This is a genomic window from Pseudarthrobacter sp. C1, from assembly GCF_034720455.1.
Classification (GTDB): Bacteria; Actinomycetota; Actinomycetes; order Actinomycetales; family Micrococcaceae; genus Arthrobacter.
This window is the reverse complement of the sequence record NZ_JAYESK010000004.1, coordinates 382,596-399,597: the sequence shown is the minus strand read 5'-3', so window position 1 is coordinate 399,597 and position 17,002 is coordinate 382,596. Positions and strand designations below refer to the sequence as shown.

The following is a 17,002-nucleotide window of genomic DNA, read 5'->3' as shown; positions in this document are numbered from 1 at the left end:
CCCCAGCAGCATTCAGCGTCGTAGGGGAAGCCTACGCGCGGCCGGACCAGGCAAGAATAAGGGCGATCACCCATTTCACTCATTAGGTATAGGTGTTTTGTTAGTCCCAAAAACTTGGGTATAGGGGATCGATTGCTCCGTTATTGTTCCAGGCTTACGCTTTGAGATAACTCGCATTTAGCCGTCGTTGTTTCTGGGGTCGACACTCGCGCGGGCAGCCGGTACATCAAAACCCCTAGTAGAAACAGCGACGACCATGAAGGCTACGAGCGTTCAAGCGCTGCAAACTCAGCAGAACCGGCGTGGCATTGACTTCCGGCGTAAATGCGCAGCGGTTGCTTCGTCCATTCTGATTATGTTCGCAATTATCACTCCGACAACCGCAAGCGCCGCAGCGACAACCTCGTTAGTCATGGATACTTACGTGCAGGCCGACAAAGCGAATTCGAACTTTGGGACCAGCATCCGTTTATCTACGGAAGGCCGGGCGTATATCTGGCGGAACTCGCTCCTACGGTTCTCCGTGCTGGTGCCCGCAGGAGAACATGTCGTATCAGCCAAACTTCGGGCGTATTCCGAGGCATCTGCAAATTCCACTCAGTTCGTTGACGCCTTTACTACATCTGGCGGCTGGACCGAGAGGGGCGTCACCTGGAATAATGCGCCGGCACGCGGGACATGGCTCGGGAAGGCCGGCGGATTCGCCAGCGGCTCCTGGGTTGAATGGGATGTAACCAAGGGCGTCAATCCGAAGGGCGGCGAGCAGAACTTCAAGCTGGAAAGCAACGCGCAGAAGTGGATCGGATTCAAGTCAAGGGAATCGTCGAACTCCGCCCTGCGCCCAAAACTTGTGGTGACGACAGCGCCTGACACGGTGACCTCCACCGAGGCGGCCGTAGTCCAGGGGTGGGGCGCGAGCGTGGCCGGGGACGAGTTCAATTATTCCGGCGCGCCCGATGCCGCGAAGTGGAATGTCTACAACAGTGCCGGCCACGCAGGAAACGGTCTCCGGAGTCCACAGCAGGTAACCGTGAACGGGTCCACAATGGTCATGACAGGTACTCCGGATGGCACGACTGCCGGGATGGGCGCCAAGTTTGCTAACCAGAAGTACGGGCGGTGGGAAGTCCGGGCGGCCGGGTCCGGTGATAACGAATACCACCTGGTGTCCATCCTGTGGCCCGACAGTGAAAATTGGCCGTGTGACGGCGAGATTGACTATGCAGAGACGACCGGCGACTGGAACGTCATGCAGTTCTTCCACCACTATGGATGCTCGAACTTACAGACCGCGGCGTCCAAGCCCCTGGATGTGACGCAGTTTCACAACTACGCGGTCGACTGGTCGTCGCGCGGGATCGTCGGCTATATCGATGGCATAAAGTGGTTCGAAGACACCGACCCTGCACATCAGCCTCCCGGTCCGATGCACCAGACCTTACAACTGGATTGGTTCCCTGACGCCAGTGCCGACGGAGCGGGCGAGATGCGGGTTGACTGGGTCCGCGTGTACGCGGCAGGGTGAACATCCAAGCGCAAGCAACGCCGGACAATTCCTGGTGGACATACCGGTTCCCGTCGTGCCTTCGAACGTGACAGCCATGGTCCGGGTACTCCAGTCCGTGAGACCCGTCTCGAAGTAACCCTCCCCGGCGCGTTGAACGGTAGACTTGGATGGGCCGTTCTCCGGCCATTGCCGCCCACGCCCATCACAGATACTTGGGGCTGCGGCTTATCCCTGCTGTGAAAGGCTTTACCTGCTGTGATTACTGTCCAGGACCTCGAACTGCGTGCCGGCGCCCGGCTCCTGATGGATCAGGTGAGCTTCCGCATCGACAAGGGAGACAAGATCGGGCTGGTGGGCCGGAACGGCGCCGGGAAGACGACGCTCACCCGCGTGCTCGCGGGCGAAGGGCTTCCGGCAGCCGGCAAAGTTACCCGCACCGGTGAAATCGGCTACCTTCCCCAGGATCCGCGCACGCCGGACATGGAGCAGCTCGCGCGGGACCGGATCCTGTCCGTCCGGGGCCTGGACATCGCCGTCGGCAAGCTCCGCTTGGCGCACGAAGAGATGGCCAGCGAGGATGCTGCCGTGCAGCGCAAGGCAATGAACCGCTACGACCGGCTCGAGTCCGAGTTCCTGGCGGCCGGCGGTTACGCCGCTGAAGCCGAGGCCGCAGCTATCTGCTCCAACCTCGCCCTGCCGGACCGGCTGCTGAACCAGCCGCTCAAGACCCTTTCCGGTGGCCAGCGGCGCCGCGTGGAACTGGCGCGCATCCTGTATTCGGATGCGGAAACCATGCTCCTCGACGAGCCCACCAACCACCTCGATGCCGACTCCATCGCGTGGCTCCGTGACTTCCTGAAAAACCACCAGGGCGGGCTCATCGTGATCAGCCACGACACCGAACTCCTCGAAGCCACCGTTAATAAGGTGTTCCTGCTGGATGCCAACCGTGCGCAGATCGACTTCTACAACATGGACTGGAAGCGCTACCTCACGCAGCGCGAAACCGACGAACGTGCGCGCAAGCGCGAGCGGGCCAACGCCGAGAAGAAGGCCCAGGTGCTGTTCGACCAGGCAAACAAGATGCGCGCAAAGGCCACCAAGGCCGTTGCCGCCCAGAACATGGCCAAGCGCGCCGAGCGCCTGTTGAGCGGCCTGGAGGCTGTCCGCGAGCAGGACCGGGTGGCAGCGCTGCGCTTCCCGGATCCCTCGCCGTGCGGCCGGACCCCGCTTACCGCCGAGGGCCTCAGCAAGTCCTACGGCTCCCTGGAGATCTTCACTGACGTGGACCTGGCCATCGACCGCGGCTCCAAAGTGGTCATCCTGGGACTCAACGGTGCCGGCAAAACTACCCTGCTGCGGATGCTCGCGGGCGTGGACAAGCCCGACACCGGTGACGTGATTGCCGGGCACGGCCTGAAGGTGGGCTACTACGCGCAGGAGCACGAGACCCTCGACGTCGAGCGCACCGTCCTGGAGAACATGCGCTCCGCTGCACCGGACATGAAGGACGCGGAGGTGCGCGGCATCCTGGGCTCGTTCCTGTTCTCCGGCGACGACGTCGACAAGCCTGCCGGCGTCCTCTCCGGCGGCGAGAAGACGCGCCTCGCCCTGGCCACCATCGTGGCCTCCAGTGCCAACGTGCTCCTCCTCGACGAGCCCACCAACAACCTCGACCCCGCCAGCCGTGCCGAAATCCTCGGGGCCCTCAAGAACTACAGCGGAGCCGTCGTCCTGGTCAGCCACGACGAGGGGGCTGTCGAGGCCCTCAACCCTGAGCGCGTCGTCCTGCTGCCGGACGGTATCGAGGATCACTGGAATGAAGACTATTTGGACCTGATTACGCTGGCTTAGGCTGTCGGTCTTGCTTGCGTTCGCTGCGCTTGTGGGCCTGTCACCTTGGGTCAGCGGACGTTAAGCTCCAAGGCTCCGGTAATTCTCTGCAACTGCCCGTAGGTGATGCTGAACATTGAGTTGTGGTCTCCTGCTCCGGCCCAGAGGAGTTCCTGTTTCTTGAGGGAGCTGTCCAGGAGGGCCCTGATCTTTTCCGGGTGGCCCACCGGGGCCACCCCGCCTACCGCCTGGCCGGTATGCTGCAGGACGAACTCGGGGGAGGCGCGGCGGATTCTGCCTTCACCCAGCTGCCCGGCCACCAGCCTTGTGTCCACCCGTGCCGCCCCACTGGCAAGGATCAGCAGGGGCTCCCCATTGAGGTCGAAGATCAGGCTGTTCGTGATCGCCGCGAGGTCGCAGCCGAGCGCCTCAGCTGCCGCGGACGCCGTCGGAACGCCCGCCGGAAAAGTCCGCACGGTGTCCCCAACTCCGGCAGCCACCAGGGCCGCGCGCACCAGGACCACCGGGCCGCCGTCGTGCTCCGTCATCCGTCAGTACCCCTGGGCGTCGAGGAGTGCGTCTTCCTCTTCCTCGGATGTCGCCTTCTTCCGCTTCTTGGGAGGTGACGGACGACGGCGTGGTGCCCCGGCCGCCGCGCGGGGCGCGCCGTCCGCAAACGCATCGTCGTCCTCTGCGTCAATGGCCGCGTTGCGCGCCTGCTGGCGGGCGGCGTAACCGAAACCGACAAACATCAGGACGCCGAACGCGAACCACTGCAGCGAGTAGGAAAGGTGCGTGCCTTCCTCTGTGGAAGGCTTGGGGAACGCCATGGGCATCTCGGCGGCCGGGGGAGTCTCGGAGGCGAGCTGCCCGTAGGCTCCGGTCAGCAGCGGGTACCCAAGCTGGGCGGAGTAGGCGGGAAGGTCGATGGACGCCAGCTGGCCGTCGGGGGCGCCGCGCTTGAGTTCAGGCTCGGGATGCTTCAAGCGGACGACGGCGGTCACCTCACCTGGAGGGGGCGCCGGCACGGAGTCGGGGCTGCCGGGATTCCTGTTGCCGATGGGCAGCCACCCACGGTCAATCACGACGGTTTCACCCGTGGTCAGCCGGAACGGGACCACCACTTCGTAGCCAGGCTGGCCATTGAGCGGACGGTTCCGAACCACGCGCTGGCCATCAACAAGATAGGTGCCCCGCAGCTCCACCTGCGTCCACTCCAAGGCGGAATCCAGCCGGCTGAATTGTCCCTTGGCGTCCTCGAACGGAATGGGCGCCGCAGAGTAATTGGTCACCACCCGGTTGATCTCAGCGAGGGTCTCGGCGCGGCGGTCCATCTGCCAGCGGCCCAGGAACACGCAGGCGGTGGCGAAGATTGCGGCCAGCAGGAGATAACCCAGCCACTTGCTGGAAAAGAGGAAACGGTACATTCAGCTGTCCTGCTCCGGGGCACCAAAGATCCGGTAGTCCTCAAGCGGCAGGGTTTCCTTCCACAGCCCCCTCGTCTGGAGGTAGTCTTCCAGCCATTCCCGGTGGTCCGCACAGGCGAGCCAGGTCTTGCGCCGCTCGGGGGTGTGGATTTTAGGGTTGTTCCACAGGAGCTGCCAGGAGGCCTCGGAGCGGCAGGCCTTGCGTGAGCAGATGGCAGCGGATTCCGCGAGCGTGGGATCGGTTCCCGCCGCGAAGTCGAAAATACTCATGATGCCCTCCGCTCCTGCCCGGTTGTTGTTTCGTCGTCATCATTGATGAGTTCGCCCTGAAGGACCTCGTTGCCGTGTTCGTCATTGGCCGAGCGTGCGGGGGGACTCTCGAGTTCCGCCAGCGGCGCGGAGTCCAGCAGCAGGTCACTGTGCCCCTCCGCCTTGTCGCTGCCGTTCGCTATGACCACCGCAATCCACGGCAGGAACACGGCTCCGGCCACCGCGATAATCTTGAACCAGCCGTCCACCACGAAGATCAGAATCAGGCACACCATGCGGATACCCATGGCCAGCGCGTACTTGATCATGCGCTGGCGCATATCCTCGGAATGGGCCGCCGCAGCATCCGTGATGCTATGGACTTCCGCATCGCCGGAGAACCGGCCGGGTTCTCCAGTCGCGGATTGTCCCGCATGGTTTTCAAGGGTCACGGTGATTCATCACGCTCCAAAGGCTTAGCTCAATTCTCTCACCATCGGCAGTGGCACCCAAACCCGGGCCGGGCCGGACGCTAAGATCGAAGTCAGCCAAATTACCCCTACCTACCGCGGCCCCAGCGCGCCGCAGAATACCGGAGCCCCTCCATGACTGAAGCAGCCACCGCTCCCCGCAGCGTCCTGATCACCGGCGGCAACCGCGGCATCGGCCTGGCCATCGCCGAGGCGTTCCTGGCCAACGGCGACAAGGTTGCCGTCACCTACCGCAGCGAATCGAAACTCCCGGAGGGGATCCTTGGGGTAAAGGCCGACGTCACGGACGAGGCCTCGGTGGACGCCGCCTTCAAGGAAGTGGAAGCGGCGCACGGTCCCGTGGAGGTCCTGGTGGCCAACGCGGGCATCACCAAGGACACCCTGCTGCTGCGCATGAGCGAGGACGACTTCACGTCCGTCATCGACACCAACCTCACCGGCGCGTTCCGCGTCATCAAGCGCGCCTCCAAGGGCATGATCCGGCTGCGCAAGGGCCGCGTCGTCCTGATCTCCTCCGTGTCCGGCCTGTATGGGGCTCCCGGCCAGATCAACTACTCGGCGTCGAAGGCAGGCCTTGTGGGCATCGCCCGTTCCCTGACGCGTGAGCTTGGATCGCGGGGGATCACGGCCAACGTCGTCGCCCCGGGCTTCATCAACACGGACATGACTGCCGAACTCCCCGACGCCACCCGGAAGGACTACCTTTCCAGCATCCCGGCGGGCCGCTTTGCCGAGGCCTCCGAGGTAGCCAACGTGGTCCGCTGGATCTCCAGCGACGAGGCCGCCTACATCTCCGGAGCTGTCATCCCCGTCGACGGCGGCCTGGGCATGGGGCACTGACCGGCGCCGGCGAACTAGCAGCCCGGCGCTTCTTTGTGTAGGTCACACAAGGGAATTGGCCGGGGGCGCTGGCATGATGGACTGCAGGCCATCAGCAATTTAGACGTTTCAGACAAAGGAGCCCGCATGGGACTGCTGGATAACAAGACTGCCATCGTGACCGGATCCTCGCGCGGAATTGGCGCGGAGGTAGCCAAGAACCTTGCCCGCGAGGGCGCCGCCGTCGTGGTGAACTACCGCCAGAAGGCACCGCGCGCCAACAAGGTGGTGCAGGGCATCGAGGCCGCCGGCGGCCGCGCCGTGGCCGTGGGCGCCGACCTCACCAGCCAGGAGGGCGTGCAGGCCCTGGCCAGCGCCGCCATGGAGAACTTCGGGTCCCTGGACATCCTGGTGCTGAACGCTTCCGGCGGCATGGAAACCGGCATGGGCGAGGACTACGCGCTCAAGCTGAACCGCGACGCCCAAATCAACATGCTCAACGCCGCCGTGCCCCTGATGCAGGAAGGCTCCCGCGTGGTGTTCGTGACCAGCCACCAGGCCCACTTCATCAACACCGTGCCCACGATGGAAGCCTACGAGCCCGTTGCCCGCAGCAAGCGCGCCGGGGAGGACGCCCTGCGCGAACTCATTCCCGGCCTCGCCGAGAAAGGCATCACCCTGGTGGTTGTGTCCGGCGACATGATCGAGGGCACCGTCACCGCAACGCTCCTGGACCGCTCCACGCCTGGTGCCATCGAGGCCCGCCGCGCTGAAGCCGGAAAGCTGTACTCCGTGGAGGAGTTTGCCGAAGTGGTGGCCAGCATGGTCACCGCCGACGTCGAATCCGGCCACACCGAATACGCCGGCGGGGCAGACTACTTCGGCAAGGGCGCCGGCCAGGCCACGAGCTAGGCCCCAGCCAAAACGCCGGATGGCACGTTGCGGCGCGACGTGCCATCCGGCGTTTAAGGGGAGGCGCCGCTCAGACGCCGGCGACGTACCGGACGGCGTCGAGGTACGGCATGTTGACGGCGGCGTCAGCCACGGCGCGCACGGCGGGTTTGGCGTTGAAAGCGATGCCAATGCCGGCCGCACCGAGCATGTCCAGGTCATTGGCGCCGTCACCCACGGCCACCGTGTGCTCCAGCGCGATGCCCTCCGCTGCTGCCCATTCACGCAGGTATTTTTCCTTGGCTGCCCGGTCCACCACGGCGCCGAGCACCTTGCCCGTCAGCGCGCCGTCGACAATCTCCAGCTCGTTCGCCTGCCAGTAGTCCAGGCCCAGCTCATCGGCGATCGGCTCCAGGATCTGGTTGAAGCCGCCCGACACCACTGCAACCACGTGGCCGGCAGCCTTGAACGCGGAAACCAGTTCCCCGGCTCCCAGGCTCAGCTTCACTTCCTGGCGGACGGAGTGGACGACGTCGGCCGGAAGCCCCGCGAGGACTGCCACCCGTGCGTGGAGGCTTTGGGCGAAATCCAGTTCCCCGCGCATTGCGGCTTCGGTGACAGCGGCCACTTCTTCGCGTTTCCCGGCGTAGGCGGCCAGGAGTTCGATGACCTCCTGCTGGATCAGGGTGGAGTCCACGTCCATGATCAGGAGTTTGCGTTCGGCTGACCGCAGGCCGGCAGGGACCAGGGCGGTGTCCAACCCGCCGATGGAGGCCCCGGCCAGGGCATGGCGAAGGGCGGCAAGTCCGGCGGCCGTCGCATCCGGGAGCGCCAGGTCCGCGACGTGGACCTGGTACCGCTCGTCGCCAAGGCTTGCCTCTGACAGAATGGCGGCGCCGTGCGCGGTGAAAATGGAACGGAGCTGCTCCAGCCCGGTTGTGGTTACATTCAGGCCGTAGCTGACCGCAGTCACGTTCGAAGTCATGCCTGCAATCTTAGCCAGCGGGGGAGGGGTCCCTTGAATTCATTTCACGGCTGCTGAAAGGTGGCAAGCGGACAGCAAAAACGGTCGCACCTGGAGGAACCCATGATTGAGCTGCTCACGCCCGGCGAGGTTGACGAGGCCCGTGTTTCGGGCCAGTTCGTGGCGAAGACCTTGGCGGCGTTGAGGGAGAGAGTCGGTCCGGGAACGAACCTCCTGGAAATAAACGACTGGGCTGCCTCCATGATCCAGGCCGCGGGCGCGCGCTCCTGCTACGTCGACTACGCCCCCTCATTTGGGCGCGGCCCCTTTGGGAAAGTCATCTGCACGTCCGTGAACGACGCCGTCCTGCACGGGCTGCCCCATGACTACGTGCTGATCGACGGGGACCTGCTGACGCTCGATTTCGCCGCGAGTGTCAACGGATGGGTGACGGACTCGGCAATCAGCTTCGTCGTAGGGAATTCGTCCGCGCCCGAAGACCGGCACATGATCGACACCACCGAGAAGGCCCTCCTGGCCGGCATCGGCGCAGCGCAGCCGGGAGCCAGGATCGGAGACATCTCCCACGCGATCGGCTCGGTGCTTGAAGCGGCACAGTTCCAGGTCAATACCCAGTTCGGCGGGCACGGCGTCGGGAGCACCATGCATCAGGACCCGCACATCCCCAATACCGGTAAACCCGGCCGCGGATACGTGCTTCGCCCGGGACTGCTGTTGGCCATAGAACCTTGGGTCATGGACGGCACCAGCAAGCTCGTTACCGATCCGGACGGGTGGACGCTGCGCAGTTCCAACGGCCGCCGGACCGCGCACTCGGAGCACACCATAGCCGTCACCGGATCCGGTCCGCTGGTCCTCACTCAACTGGCATGACGGGCATGCGGGGAAGCTGCCCATCCAGGGTTTCGCTGTTACCTGCGCCGGTTATCAGTCGGCCTCTTTTTTGTCCTAGTGTCTACTCCTATGAGTGATGTTCTGGAATTGGCTTCCGTCAGCGTTGTCCGCGGCAAAAAGACCCTGCTGGACAAAGTCGATTGGGAGGTCAATGAAGGCGAACGCTGGGTGATCCTCGGACCCAACGGCGCCGGCAAGACGACGCTCCTGCAGATCGCTGCAGCCCGGCTCCACCCCAGCAGCGGTAAGGCCGGCATCCTTGACGAAATCCTCGGGCGCACGGACGTCTTCGAGCTCCGCCCCCGGATCGGGCTTTCCTCCGCCGCGCTGGCCACCCAGATTCCTGAACAGGAGAAGGTCCTCAACGTCGTGGTCACCGCCGCCTACGGTGTCACCGGCCGCTGGCGCGAGGGCTACGAGCGCGACGACGAGCGGCGGGCTTTCCGGCTGCTCAACGACTGGGGGATGGGCCCGCTCCTCAACAGGACCTTCGCCACCCTGTCGGAGGGGGAGCGCAAGCGTGTCCAGATCGCCCGTGCCCTCATGACCGATCCCGAGCTGCTGCTGCTTGATGAACCGGCGGCCGGCCTTGACCTTGGTGGCCGCGAGGAACTCGTCCACAAGCTTGGGGAACTCGCACAGGACGAGGCCGCGCCGGCCATGGTCCTGGTGACGCACCACCTGGAGGAAGTCCCGCCGGGCTTCACGCACGCCATGCTGCTGCGTGACGGCGGCGTGGTCGCCGCGGGTGTGATCACGGATGTCCTGACCGCCGAAAACCTCAGCAAGACTTTCGGGCTGGACCTGGACGTGAGCGTCAACGCCGGCCGGTACACCGCCGTCGCCCGCCGCTAAGGCGGCACTGCAGCACTTTGGATCTTCTCAGCAGCATCTTTGTGACCATCGCCGGCCTCTGGGCCGGCACCATCAACGCCGTCGTGGGCTCCGGCACCCTGGTGACGTTCCCCGTGCTCATCGCCCTCGGGGTCGCCCCTGTGGTGGCCTCCATGAGCAATGCCATGGGCCTTGTCTTCGGCACGGCAGCGGGAGCGTTCGGTTACCGGCGCGAGCTGAAGGGCCGCGGACGGCAGCTGATGAGGCTCCTGCCGGCCTCGCTCCTGGGCGGCATCTCCGGCGCCTGGCTCCTCCTGCACCTCCCCGAAGAGGTATTCCACTACGTAGCGCCCGTCCTCATTGTCCTGGCCCTCCTGATGGTGGTCTTCCAGCCCCGCCTGCAGGCCTGGGTGCGCACCCGGGAGGCGAACCCGGAACACGCCGTACGGGACAAGGGGCACGGCATCCTCCTGGTGGTGCTGGTCTACCTCGCCGGCGTGTACGGCGGCTACTTCGTTGCGGCCCAGGGAATCCTGCTGGTGGGCATCCTGGGCGTCTTCCTGACGGGCACCATCCAGAACGCCAACGCCATGAAGAACATCCTGGTCCTGGGCGTGAACCTGGTGGCCGCGGTGTCCTACGTGCTGTTCGCGTTCGACCGGATCAACTGGCTTGTGGTGCTGCTGATTGCCGTGAGCTCCAGCATCGGCGGTCTCATCGGGGCCAAAGTGGGCCGCCGGCTCCCACCCACGGTGCTGCGGGCCGTGATCCTTGTCCTGGGCCTGGTGGCCCTCGGATTCATGATCGCCAATCTGCTGAAATAATCACCCGGTGACAATCCACTATCTTGAATCGGCCGCGGACCCCCGGGTCTCCGACTACACGCAGCTCACTGACGTGCACCTGCGCAAGCTCCGGGAGCCGGCTGAAGGCATGTACATTGCCGAGTCTTCCCGCGTGCTGCGCCGGGCGCTGGCCGCCGGACACCAGCCGCGGTCCTTTTTCCTGGCGGAAAAGTGGCTGGACGACCTCCAGGACGTCCTGGCCGCCCACCCGCAGGTGCCCGCCTTCATTGGCAGCGCCGCCCTGCTGGAGGAGATCACCGGTTTCCACCTGCATCGCGGGGCCATGGCGGCGATGCAGCGCCCGGCTCCGGTCCCGCTGCCGGAGCTGCTGGCCGGTGCATGCAGGGTGGCCGTCCTCGAGGACATCGTGGACCACACCAACGTGGGCGCCATCTTCCGGTCGGCAGCCGCCTTGGACATCGACGCCGTCCTGGTCTCACCCCGCTGCGGCGATCCGCTGTACCGGCGGAGCGTCCGGGTGAGCATGGGCACGGTCTTCCAGGTGCCGTGGGCCCGGCTGACCAGCTGGCCGCAGGACCTCCTCCTGCTCAAGGACCACGGCTTCACGGTCGCGGCGCTGGAGCTCACCAAGGACGCGGAGGACGTGGACGCGGTGGCTGCCCGGAACCCGGAAAAACTCGCCCTGGTGCTTGGCACCGAAGGTGCCGGAATGAGCCCTGAGACCCTCGCCGCCGTCGACCTCGCCGTCAAGATACCCATGCGCAACGGCGTGGATTCCCTGAATGTTGCGGCCGCATCGGCGGTGGCGTTCTGGGAGCTGCGCCCCCGGGACCACGCCGGGCACCCCGTTCGCGGGCACCATGGTTATCCGCTATGATTGATAGCTGGCTGCCCTGCGCTTCACCGCACAGAACGCGGCCATCCCATTCATACCTGGCAGCTGGCAAAATCCAGTTGTGCGAACAAAGGTCCCATTATGAAGTCTGATATCCACCCGAAGTACGAAGCTGTTGTTTTCAACGACCTGGCTTCCGGCACGAAGTTCCTGACCAAGTCCACCGTTTCCTCCTCGAAGACCATCGAGTGGGAAGACGGCAACACCTACCCGGTCATCGACGTCGAAATCTCCTCTGAGTCCCACCCGTTCTACACGGGCAAGCAGCGCATCATGGACTCCGCAGGCCGCGTCGAGCGCTTCAACGCCCGCTTCAAGGGCTTCGGCGGCAAGAAGTAACATACTTCCGCAAGGTTCTTTGGGAAAGCCCGCACCGGCAACCGGTGCGGGCTTTCTGCGTTCCGGCACCGTTACTTGGGTGCGCCGCTCCTGGGGCAGGATGGAAGCATGACCGGCACACCTGTTCCAGAGCATCCTTCCGCCGCCCGCCTGCACGGTGAATATAAGGTACCCGGCGGCAAGCTCGTGGTGGTTGACCTGGACGTCATTGGCGGCCGGCTCGCCAATGTGAGCGTCAGCGGCGATTTCTTCCTGGAGCCGGACGAGGCACTCCTGGACATCAACCGTGGCTTGACCGGACTGCCTGACACGACGACGGCGGCCGAGCTTGCCGCCGCCGTCTCGTCTTCGCTGCCGGCCGGGGCAGCCCTGTTCGGCTTCTCCGCGGACGCCGTCGCGGTCACCGTCCGCCGCGCCCTCGCGAAGGCGACCTCGTGGGCGGACCACCAGTGGAACGTCATCGCACCCACCGTCCTGCCGACAGAAATCAATGTTGCCCTCGACGAGGTCCTCACAGAGGAAGTCGGCGCGGGCCGGCGCAACCCGACGCTCCGCTTCTGGGACTGGCAGGAGCCGTCCGTGGTCATCGGCAGCTTCCAGTCGGTCCGCAACGAGGTGGACCCGGCCGGCGTGGAGAAGCACGGCATCACGGTGGTCCGGCGCATCAGCGGCGGGGGAGCAATGTTCATGGAGGCAGGCAACTGCATCACCTACTCCCTCTACCTGCCGCAGACCCTCGTTGACGGCATCAGTTTCGCCGACTCCTATCCCTTCCTGGATGCCTGGGTCATGGCGGCACTGGAGAATCTCGGCATCAACGCCTTCTACGTACCGCTGAACGACATCGCCACGGACCAGGGAAAAATCGGCGGGGCAGCGCAGAAACGCCTCGCCAACGGCGGCATGCTGCACCACGTGACCATGAGCTACGACATCGACGCCGACAAAATGGTCGAAGTGCTGCGGATTGGCAAGGAGAAGCTCTCGGACAAGGGCACCCGCAGCGCCAAGAAGCGGGTGGACCCGCTCCGGCGCCAGACCGGCCTGGCACGCACCGCCATCATTGCCGCCATGAGCGAGGTATTCACCGGCAGGTACGGCGCAATTCCCTCACAGCTGACCGAAGCCGAACTTGGCGCGGCCCGTGAACGCGTCGGCAGCAAGTTCGGCACGGCAGACTGGCTGCACCGCGTCCCGTAAGCCCATCCATTGTCCCTGCCGGCCCCTAACCTCACAAGTTCGGCCAGGGAACCCTGCCGGCATGGGCCCACCTAGGGTTCGAAACGGCACTTAGGGAGCAATCGATGGTGAATTCACGACGGCGGCCTGTGCGTTGAGCGCCCGCAGCAGGTGGCTGCGCTGCTCCACGACGATGCGCCGCAGGGCGCGGGGAGCGTCTCCGTTGTCCGCCAGCCACTTGTCAGTGCGAAGGATGACCGGATGCTCCGCCGGTGCCGAGCCCTCCGCCACGTCCTGCGCCAGGGGATAGAGGCCCCGGACGATCCGGCCGGCGATCTCGATGCTGCGGCTCTCCCATACGCTGCGCAGGCACTCGAAATAAGGTTCAACATAAGGCTCCAGCAGCTCCGCGGGGGACGTCATGAAACCGCTGATGGTGGCGCTCAGGAGCTGGTTGGAGAGCTCATGCCCGTGCACCGCCGCCGTCCAGGCCGCTGCCTTCACGTCCGTGTCAGGACGGGCGGCGATCGCTGTGGCATGCCCGGCGCGTCCGGAGGCCGTGGTGTCCCGGGCGAGTTCGGCGTCCAGTTCTTCCACCGTGGCCTGGCCATGTGCTGCCAGGGCATGCCAGAAGTGCCAGCGTAGTTCGGCGTCCACTGCCAGCCCGGCCACCTCGGCGGTGCCGTCCAGGAGGCCGCGCAGCCGGGACGCCATGGCGTCATCATGCCGGCTGAGGGTGGCCAGGGTCCTCGCCCATGCCAGCTGCTGGTCCGAGCCGGGCCTGGCTGCGTCCAGTTCGCCGGCTGCGGCAGCCAGGAAGGAGGACCGTACGGCGCTCCGGACGGAGGCGGGCGTGTAGCGTTCGACGGCGGTGCCGGCGTTCTCAAGGACATTCAGCAGTACGCCGATGCCGGTTTCGGCAGGTGCGAACGCTGCGACAGCCTCGACGTACCGTGATGCCGGGCTTTCCCCGTCGCGGGCTGAATTCCAGAGCGCCGTCCAGCACAGCGCCCGGGCCATGGGGTCGGCGAGCCGATCCAGGGAGGAAAGGACCGTGGCTTCGGACGCCGGATCGAGCCGGACTTTGGCGTACGTGAGGTCCTCGTCATTAACGAGCAGGAGCCCGGGCCGCGGCCGGCCGGACAGCTGGGGGAGTTCGGTCCGCGCGCCCGCCACGTCCGTCTCGAACGTCCCGGTCCGCACCAGGGCCCCGTCGGCGTCGAAGTTGTAGGAGCCGACGCGGAGCCGGTGCGGGCGCAGCTCCTCGCGTCCGGTGACCGGGTCCACCGCTTCCTGGACGATGGCCGCTGTGCCCAGCCGGCCGTCGTCGCCCGCTGCATCTGCTGCGATGTCCAGGGACAGCGTGGAGATGCCCGAGGTCTGCAGCCACTGCTGCGCCCAGCCGGCCAAGTCCCGCCCGGAGGAGGCACTCAACGCGGCCAGCAGGTCGTCAAGCGTTGTGTTGCCGTAGGCGTGCTTACGGAAGTAGGCACGGGAGCCCTCAATGAACGCCTCGAACCCTACGTAGGCCACCAGCTGCTTCAGCACCGAGGCGCCCTTGGCGTAGGTGATGCCGTCGAAGTTCTGCTTGGCGGCCTCGAGGTCCGGGATGTCCGCCACGATCGGGTGCGTGGTGGGCAGCTGGTCCTGGAGGTAGGCCCACGCCTTGCGCTTGTTGGCGAAGTTCACCCAGGCCGTGTCCCAGTCAGTGGCCTGGTCCACGCCCAGGGTTCCCATGTAGTCGGCAAAGGATTCCTTGAGCCACAGGTCATCCCACCACTGCATGGTCACCAGGTCGCCGAACCACATGTGCGCCATCTCGTGCATCAGGGTGTTGGCCCGCCCCTGGTACTGGGAGTCGGTGGCGCGCGAGGTGAAGACGTAGCTTTCGGTGAACGTGACCAGGCCCGGGTTCTCCATGGCGCCGAGGTTGTACTCCGGCACGAAGGCCTGGTCGTACTTGCCCCAGGGGTAGGGGTAGTCGTAGAGCCGGTTGAAGAAGTCCAGGCCGTCTTTGGTGAGCCGGAAGAGTTTGTCCGTGTCGAAGGAGTGCGCCATGGAGGCGCGGCAGTAGAGGGCGAGCGGCACGTCCAGGGAGGTCCCGTCGTCGAGCGTTGCCTGCCAGCGGTCCTGCGCCTTGAAGTAGGGGCCGGCCAGCACGGTGGTGATGTACGTGGACATCGGTTCCGTGGCCGCGAAGTCCCAGCGTGCCGAGGCGGGGTCGTCGGGAAGGACGGTCCGGTCAACCTCTGCCCCGTTGGAGGCGACGTGCCAGCCGGCGGGGGCCGTCACGTGGAAGGTGTACGTGGCTTTGAGGTCGGGCTGCTCGAAGTTGGCGAAGACCCGGCGTGCGTCCGCGGGCTCGTACTGCGTGTAGAGGTAGCACTGCCCGTCGGCAGGATCAACGAACCGGTGCATGCCTTCGCCGGAGCGGCTGTACAGGGCAGTCCCGGCCACTGCCACCTGGTTGTGGGGCTGCAGGTTGTCCAGCCTGATCCTGGCGCCGTCCGCCACGTCCTCAACGCGGAGTTCCCTGCCGTTCAGGACAACGCTGTGGACCTCCCCGATGAAGTCCAGGAACGTTGCTGCCCCGGACTCGGCGGCGGTGAAGGTGATGATGCTGCGGGTTGGATAGCCGGCGGCGTCCGGGTCCGCAGCCTGCCGGACGTCCAGCGAAACGTCGTAGCTGGTGGTGCTGATCAGGACTGAGCGTTCAGCGGCTTCGTCGCGCTGCAGATTCTCATGTGACACCCAGCTATCTAATCACGGGATGGGTGACCGGAATCATGCGGCGATCAGCAGGGCAGCCGCCAGTCCCAGGACGGCAATCAGGAACCATGAGGCGAGGGCCGCCAGAAGTGCCCGCCCGCCGGTGTGCAGGAGCGTGCGCATCCGGACAGCGGACCCCAGCCCGAACAGCGCGGCGCCGAGCAGGATGTCCTGCAGTGCGCCACCTGCCTCCAGCCATTCCGGGGCCAGCCAGCCGGTGGAACGGAGCCCCACCATGGCGACGAAACCCAGGACGAAAAGCGGCACCACCGGCGGCAGTTTGGCGTTCCCGCCGTCCCCGGGAACTGCCCGCCCGGGGGCGATACGGTGGTGCGCGCCGGCTATTGCTGAGACCGGCGCCAGCAGGAGCACCCGGGTGAGCTTAACCACGACGGCGATGCCCAGCGCCGCAGTCCCCGCCGTTTGCGCCGTGGCCACCACCTGGCCGACGTCGTGCACCGATGCGCCCGTCCAGGCGCCGAAGACCGGCGCGCTGAGCCGGAGGGGATGAACCAGCAGGGGAAGGACGCCGATGGCAAGGGTTCCGCAGAGCGTCACGAGGGCCACCGGCAGGACGGTGTCCACATGCCGGATCCGGCGGACGGCCGCCATGGCGCCGATGGCCGAAGCACCGCAGATTGAGAACCCGGTGGCCACCAGGAGCGACGTCACCGGCGGGAGCCGGAAGAGCCGGGAGATGGCGTATGTCCCGCCGAAGCTCGCCGCCACGACGCCAACGATCAGGACCAGGGACAGCCAGCCCAGTCCCAGCACGTCGGTGATGCTGACCTTCAGCCCGAGCAGGACGATTCCGCCGCGCATAAGATGTTTCCCGGCGAAGTCCAGTCCGGGCCGGGCCCTGCCGGCTGTCCATGCTCCGGCCGCCGGCAGGTTCGCAGCAAGGACGCCCAGGGCCACCGCCAGTGTCATGGCCGGCAGCGCGGGCACCAGCCAATGGACCAGGAACGCGGCGGCCAGCGCAACTGCCGCTGAAGCCAGGCCCGGGAGGAGCCTCTCCGGCCGTCCGGGCAGGTCCGGACCGGGGTTGCGGAAGGAACTGCTGACGGGCACTCACCTACTGTGC

17 protein-coding genes are annotated in these 17,002 nt (G+C 65.7%); 10 read left to right on the top strand and 7 right to left on the bottom strand.

What is annotated here, in order from left to right; translation table 11 throughout:
- The first annotated feature begins 256 nt into the window (after positions 1-256).
- Together U7114_RS09495 and U7114_RS09490 are read left to right on the top strand one after the other, a co-directional pair.
- Positions 257-1,525: a DNRLRE domain-containing protein gene (locus U7114_RS09495; RefSeq protein WP_323057176.1), complete on the top strand. Its 1,269-nt coding sequence runs from the start codon at positions 257-259 to the stop codon at positions 1,523-1,525.
- A 237-nt stretch (positions 1,526-1,762) separates the two neighbouring features.
- Positions 1,763-3,361: an ABC-F family ATP-binding cassette domain-containing protein gene (locus tag U7114_RS09490; protein WP_321216198.1), complete on the top strand. Its 1,599-nt coding sequence runs from the start codon at positions 1,763-1,765 to the stop codon at positions 3,359-3,361.
- 50 nt (positions 3,362-3,411) lie between these two features.
- Here U7114_RS09490 and U7114_RS09485 read toward each other — a convergent pair whose 3' ends face one another.
- From U7114_RS09485 to U7114_RS09470, 4 genes are read right to left on the bottom strand one after another with little or no spacing between them, the layout of a single operon-like run.
- Complete coding sequence (locus U7114_RS09485; RefSeq protein ID WP_157242346.1) at positions 3,412-3,888, bottom strand: YbaK/EbsC family protein; 477 nt, start codon at positions 3,886-3,888, stop codon at positions 3,412-3,414.
- Positions 3,889-3,891: 3 nt separating this feature from the next.
- Positions 3,892-4,767, bottom strand: coding sequence for an SURF1 family protein (locus U7114_RS09480; RefSeq protein ID WP_323057175.1), 876 nt, complete (start codon positions 4,765-4,767; stop codon positions 3,892-3,894).
- Positions 4,768-5,037 (bottom strand): hypothetical protein, encoded by a 270-nt coding sequence (locus U7114_RS09475; protein ID WP_323057174.1) that lies wholly within the window; start codon positions 5,035-5,037, stop codon positions 4,768-4,770.
- Complete coding sequence (locus U7114_RS09470) at positions 5,034-5,468, bottom strand: DUF3099 domain-containing protein (RefSeq protein WP_321216201.1); 435 nt, start codon at positions 5,466-5,468, stop codon at positions 5,034-5,036. Before U7114_RS09470 ends, U7114_RS09475 begins: the two co-directional genes overlap by 4 nt.
- Before the next feature lie 153 nt (positions 5,469-5,621).
- On the opposite strand from U7114_RS09470, the gene U7114_RS09465 reads away from it, so the two are divergent.
- Both U7114_RS09465 and U7114_RS09460 read left to right on the top strand, forming a co-directional pair.
- On the top strand, positions 5,622-6,347 hold the full coding sequence (locus U7114_RS09465) for a beta-ketoacyl-ACP reductase (protein WP_157242343.1): 726 nt from the start codon (positions 5,622-5,624) through the stop codon (positions 6,345-6,347).
- A gap of 126 nt (positions 6,348-6,473) precedes the next feature.
- Positions 6,474-7,238 (top strand): SDR family oxidoreductase, encoded by a 765-nt coding sequence (locus U7114_RS09460; RefSeq protein WP_157242342.1) that lies wholly within the window; start codon positions 6,474-6,476, stop codon positions 7,236-7,238.
- Positions 7,239-7,308: 70 nt separating this feature from the next.
- Here the strand turns inward: U7114_RS09460 and serB are convergent, their stop codons facing one another.
- Positions 7,309-8,202 carry a phosphoserine phosphatase SerB gene (gene serB / locus U7114_RS09455; protein ID WP_157242341.1) on the bottom strand — a complete coding sequence of 298 codons (894 nt, stop codon included), beginning with the start codon at positions 8,200-8,202 and terminating at the stop codon, positions 7,309-7,311.
- A gap of 102 nt (positions 8,203-8,304) precedes the next feature.
- Between serB and map the strand changes: the two genes are divergently transcribed.
- From map to U7114_RS09425, 6 genes are all read left to right on the top strand, one after another.
- On the top strand, positions 8,305-9,075 hold the full coding sequence (gene map / locus U7114_RS09450; protein ID WP_323057173.1) for a type I methionyl aminopeptidase: 771 nt from the start codon (positions 8,305-8,307) through the stop codon (positions 9,073-9,075).
- Positions 9,076-9,165: 90 nt separating this feature from the next.
- Complete coding sequence (locus U7114_RS09445; RefSeq protein ID WP_157242339.1) at positions 9,166-9,951, top strand: ABC transporter ATP-binding protein; 786 nt, start codon at positions 9,166-9,168, stop codon at positions 9,949-9,951.
- Between the two features lie 17 nt (positions 9,952-9,968).
- Positions 9,969-10,754 carry a sulfite exporter TauE/SafE family protein gene (locus tag U7114_RS09440; RefSeq protein WP_157242338.1) on the top strand — a complete coding sequence of 262 codons (786 nt, stop codon included), beginning with the start codon at positions 9,969-9,971 and terminating at the stop codon, positions 10,752-10,754.
- Positions 10,755-10,761: 7 nt separating this feature from the next.
- The gene (locus U7114_RS09435) at positions 10,762-11,613 is read left to right on the top strand and encodes an RNA methyltransferase (RefSeq protein WP_323057172.1); all 852 of its coding nucleotides are present in this window, start codon (positions 10,762-10,764) and stop codon (positions 11,611-11,613) included.
- A gap of 99 nt (positions 11,614-11,712) precedes the next feature.
- Complete coding sequence (locus U7114_RS09430) at positions 11,713-11,970, top strand: type B 50S ribosomal protein L31 (protein WP_066275740.1); 258 nt, start codon at positions 11,713-11,715, stop codon at positions 11,968-11,970.
- A gap of 108 nt (positions 11,971-12,078) precedes the next feature.
- Complete coding sequence (locus U7114_RS09425) at positions 12,079-13,170, top strand: biotin/lipoate A/B protein ligase family protein (RefSeq protein ID WP_323057171.1); 1,092 nt, start codon at positions 12,079-12,081, stop codon at positions 13,168-13,170.
- Between the two features lie 90 nt (positions 13,171-13,260).
- On the opposite strand, the gene pepN is transcribed toward U7114_RS09425, so the two are convergent.
- Together pepN and U7114_RS09415 are read right to left on the bottom strand one after the other, a co-directional pair.
- Positions 13,261-15,900 carry an aminopeptidase N gene (gene pepN / locus U7114_RS09420; protein WP_323057170.1) on the bottom strand — a complete coding sequence of 880 codons (2,640 nt, stop codon included), beginning with the start codon at positions 15,898-15,900 and terminating at the stop codon, positions 13,261-13,263.
- Between the two features lie 33 nt (positions 15,901-15,933).
- Entirely contained in the window at positions 15,934-16,989 is a 1,056-nt protein-coding gene (locus U7114_RS09415) for a YeiH family protein (RefSeq protein ID WP_416235549.1), read from the bottom strand.
- Positions 16,990-17,002: the final 13 nt, after the last annotated feature.

Coding starts and splice junctions, on each gene's coding strand:
- U7114_RS09495 (WP_323057176.1), top strand. CDS start 257: ATGAAGGCTACGAGCGTTCAAGCGCTGCAAACTCAGCAGAACCGGCGT.
- U7114_RS09485 (WP_157242346.1), bottom strand. CDS start 3,888: ATGACGGAGCACGACGGCGGCCCGGTGGTCCTGGTGCGCGCGGCCCTG.
- U7114_RS09480 (WP_323057175.1), bottom strand. CDS start 4,767: ATGTACCGTTTCCTCTTTTCCAGCAAGTGGCTGGGTTATCTCCTGCTG.
- U7114_RS09475 (WP_323057174.1), bottom strand. CDS start 5,037: ATGAGTATTTTCGACTTCGCGGCGGGAACCGATCCCACGCTCGCGGAA.
- U7114_RS09465 (WP_157242343.1), top strand. CDS start 5,622: ATGACTGAAGCAGCCACCGCTCCCCGCAGCGTCCTGATCACCGGCGGC.
- U7114_RS09460 (WP_157242342.1), top strand. CDS start 6,474: ATGGGACTGCTGGATAACAAGACTGCCATCGTGACCGGATCCTCGCGC.
- serB (WP_157242341.1), bottom strand. CDS start 8,202: ATGACTTCGAACGTGACTGCGGTCAGCTACGGCCTGAATGTAACCACA.
- map (WP_323057173.1), top strand. CDS start 8,305: ATGATTGAGCTGCTCACGCCCGGCGAGGTTGACGAGGCCCGTGTTTCG.
- U7114_RS09445 (WP_157242339.1), top strand. CDS start 9,166: ATGAGTGATGTTCTGGAATTGGCTTCCGTCAGCGTTGTCCGCGGCAAA.
- U7114_RS09430 (WP_066275740.1), top strand. CDS start 11,713: ATGAAGTCTGATATCCACCCGAAGTACGAAGCTGTTGTTTTCAACGAC.
- U7114_RS09425 (WP_323057171.1), top strand. CDS start 12,079: ATGACCGGCACACCTGTTCCAGAGCATCCTTCCGCCGCCCGCCTGCAC.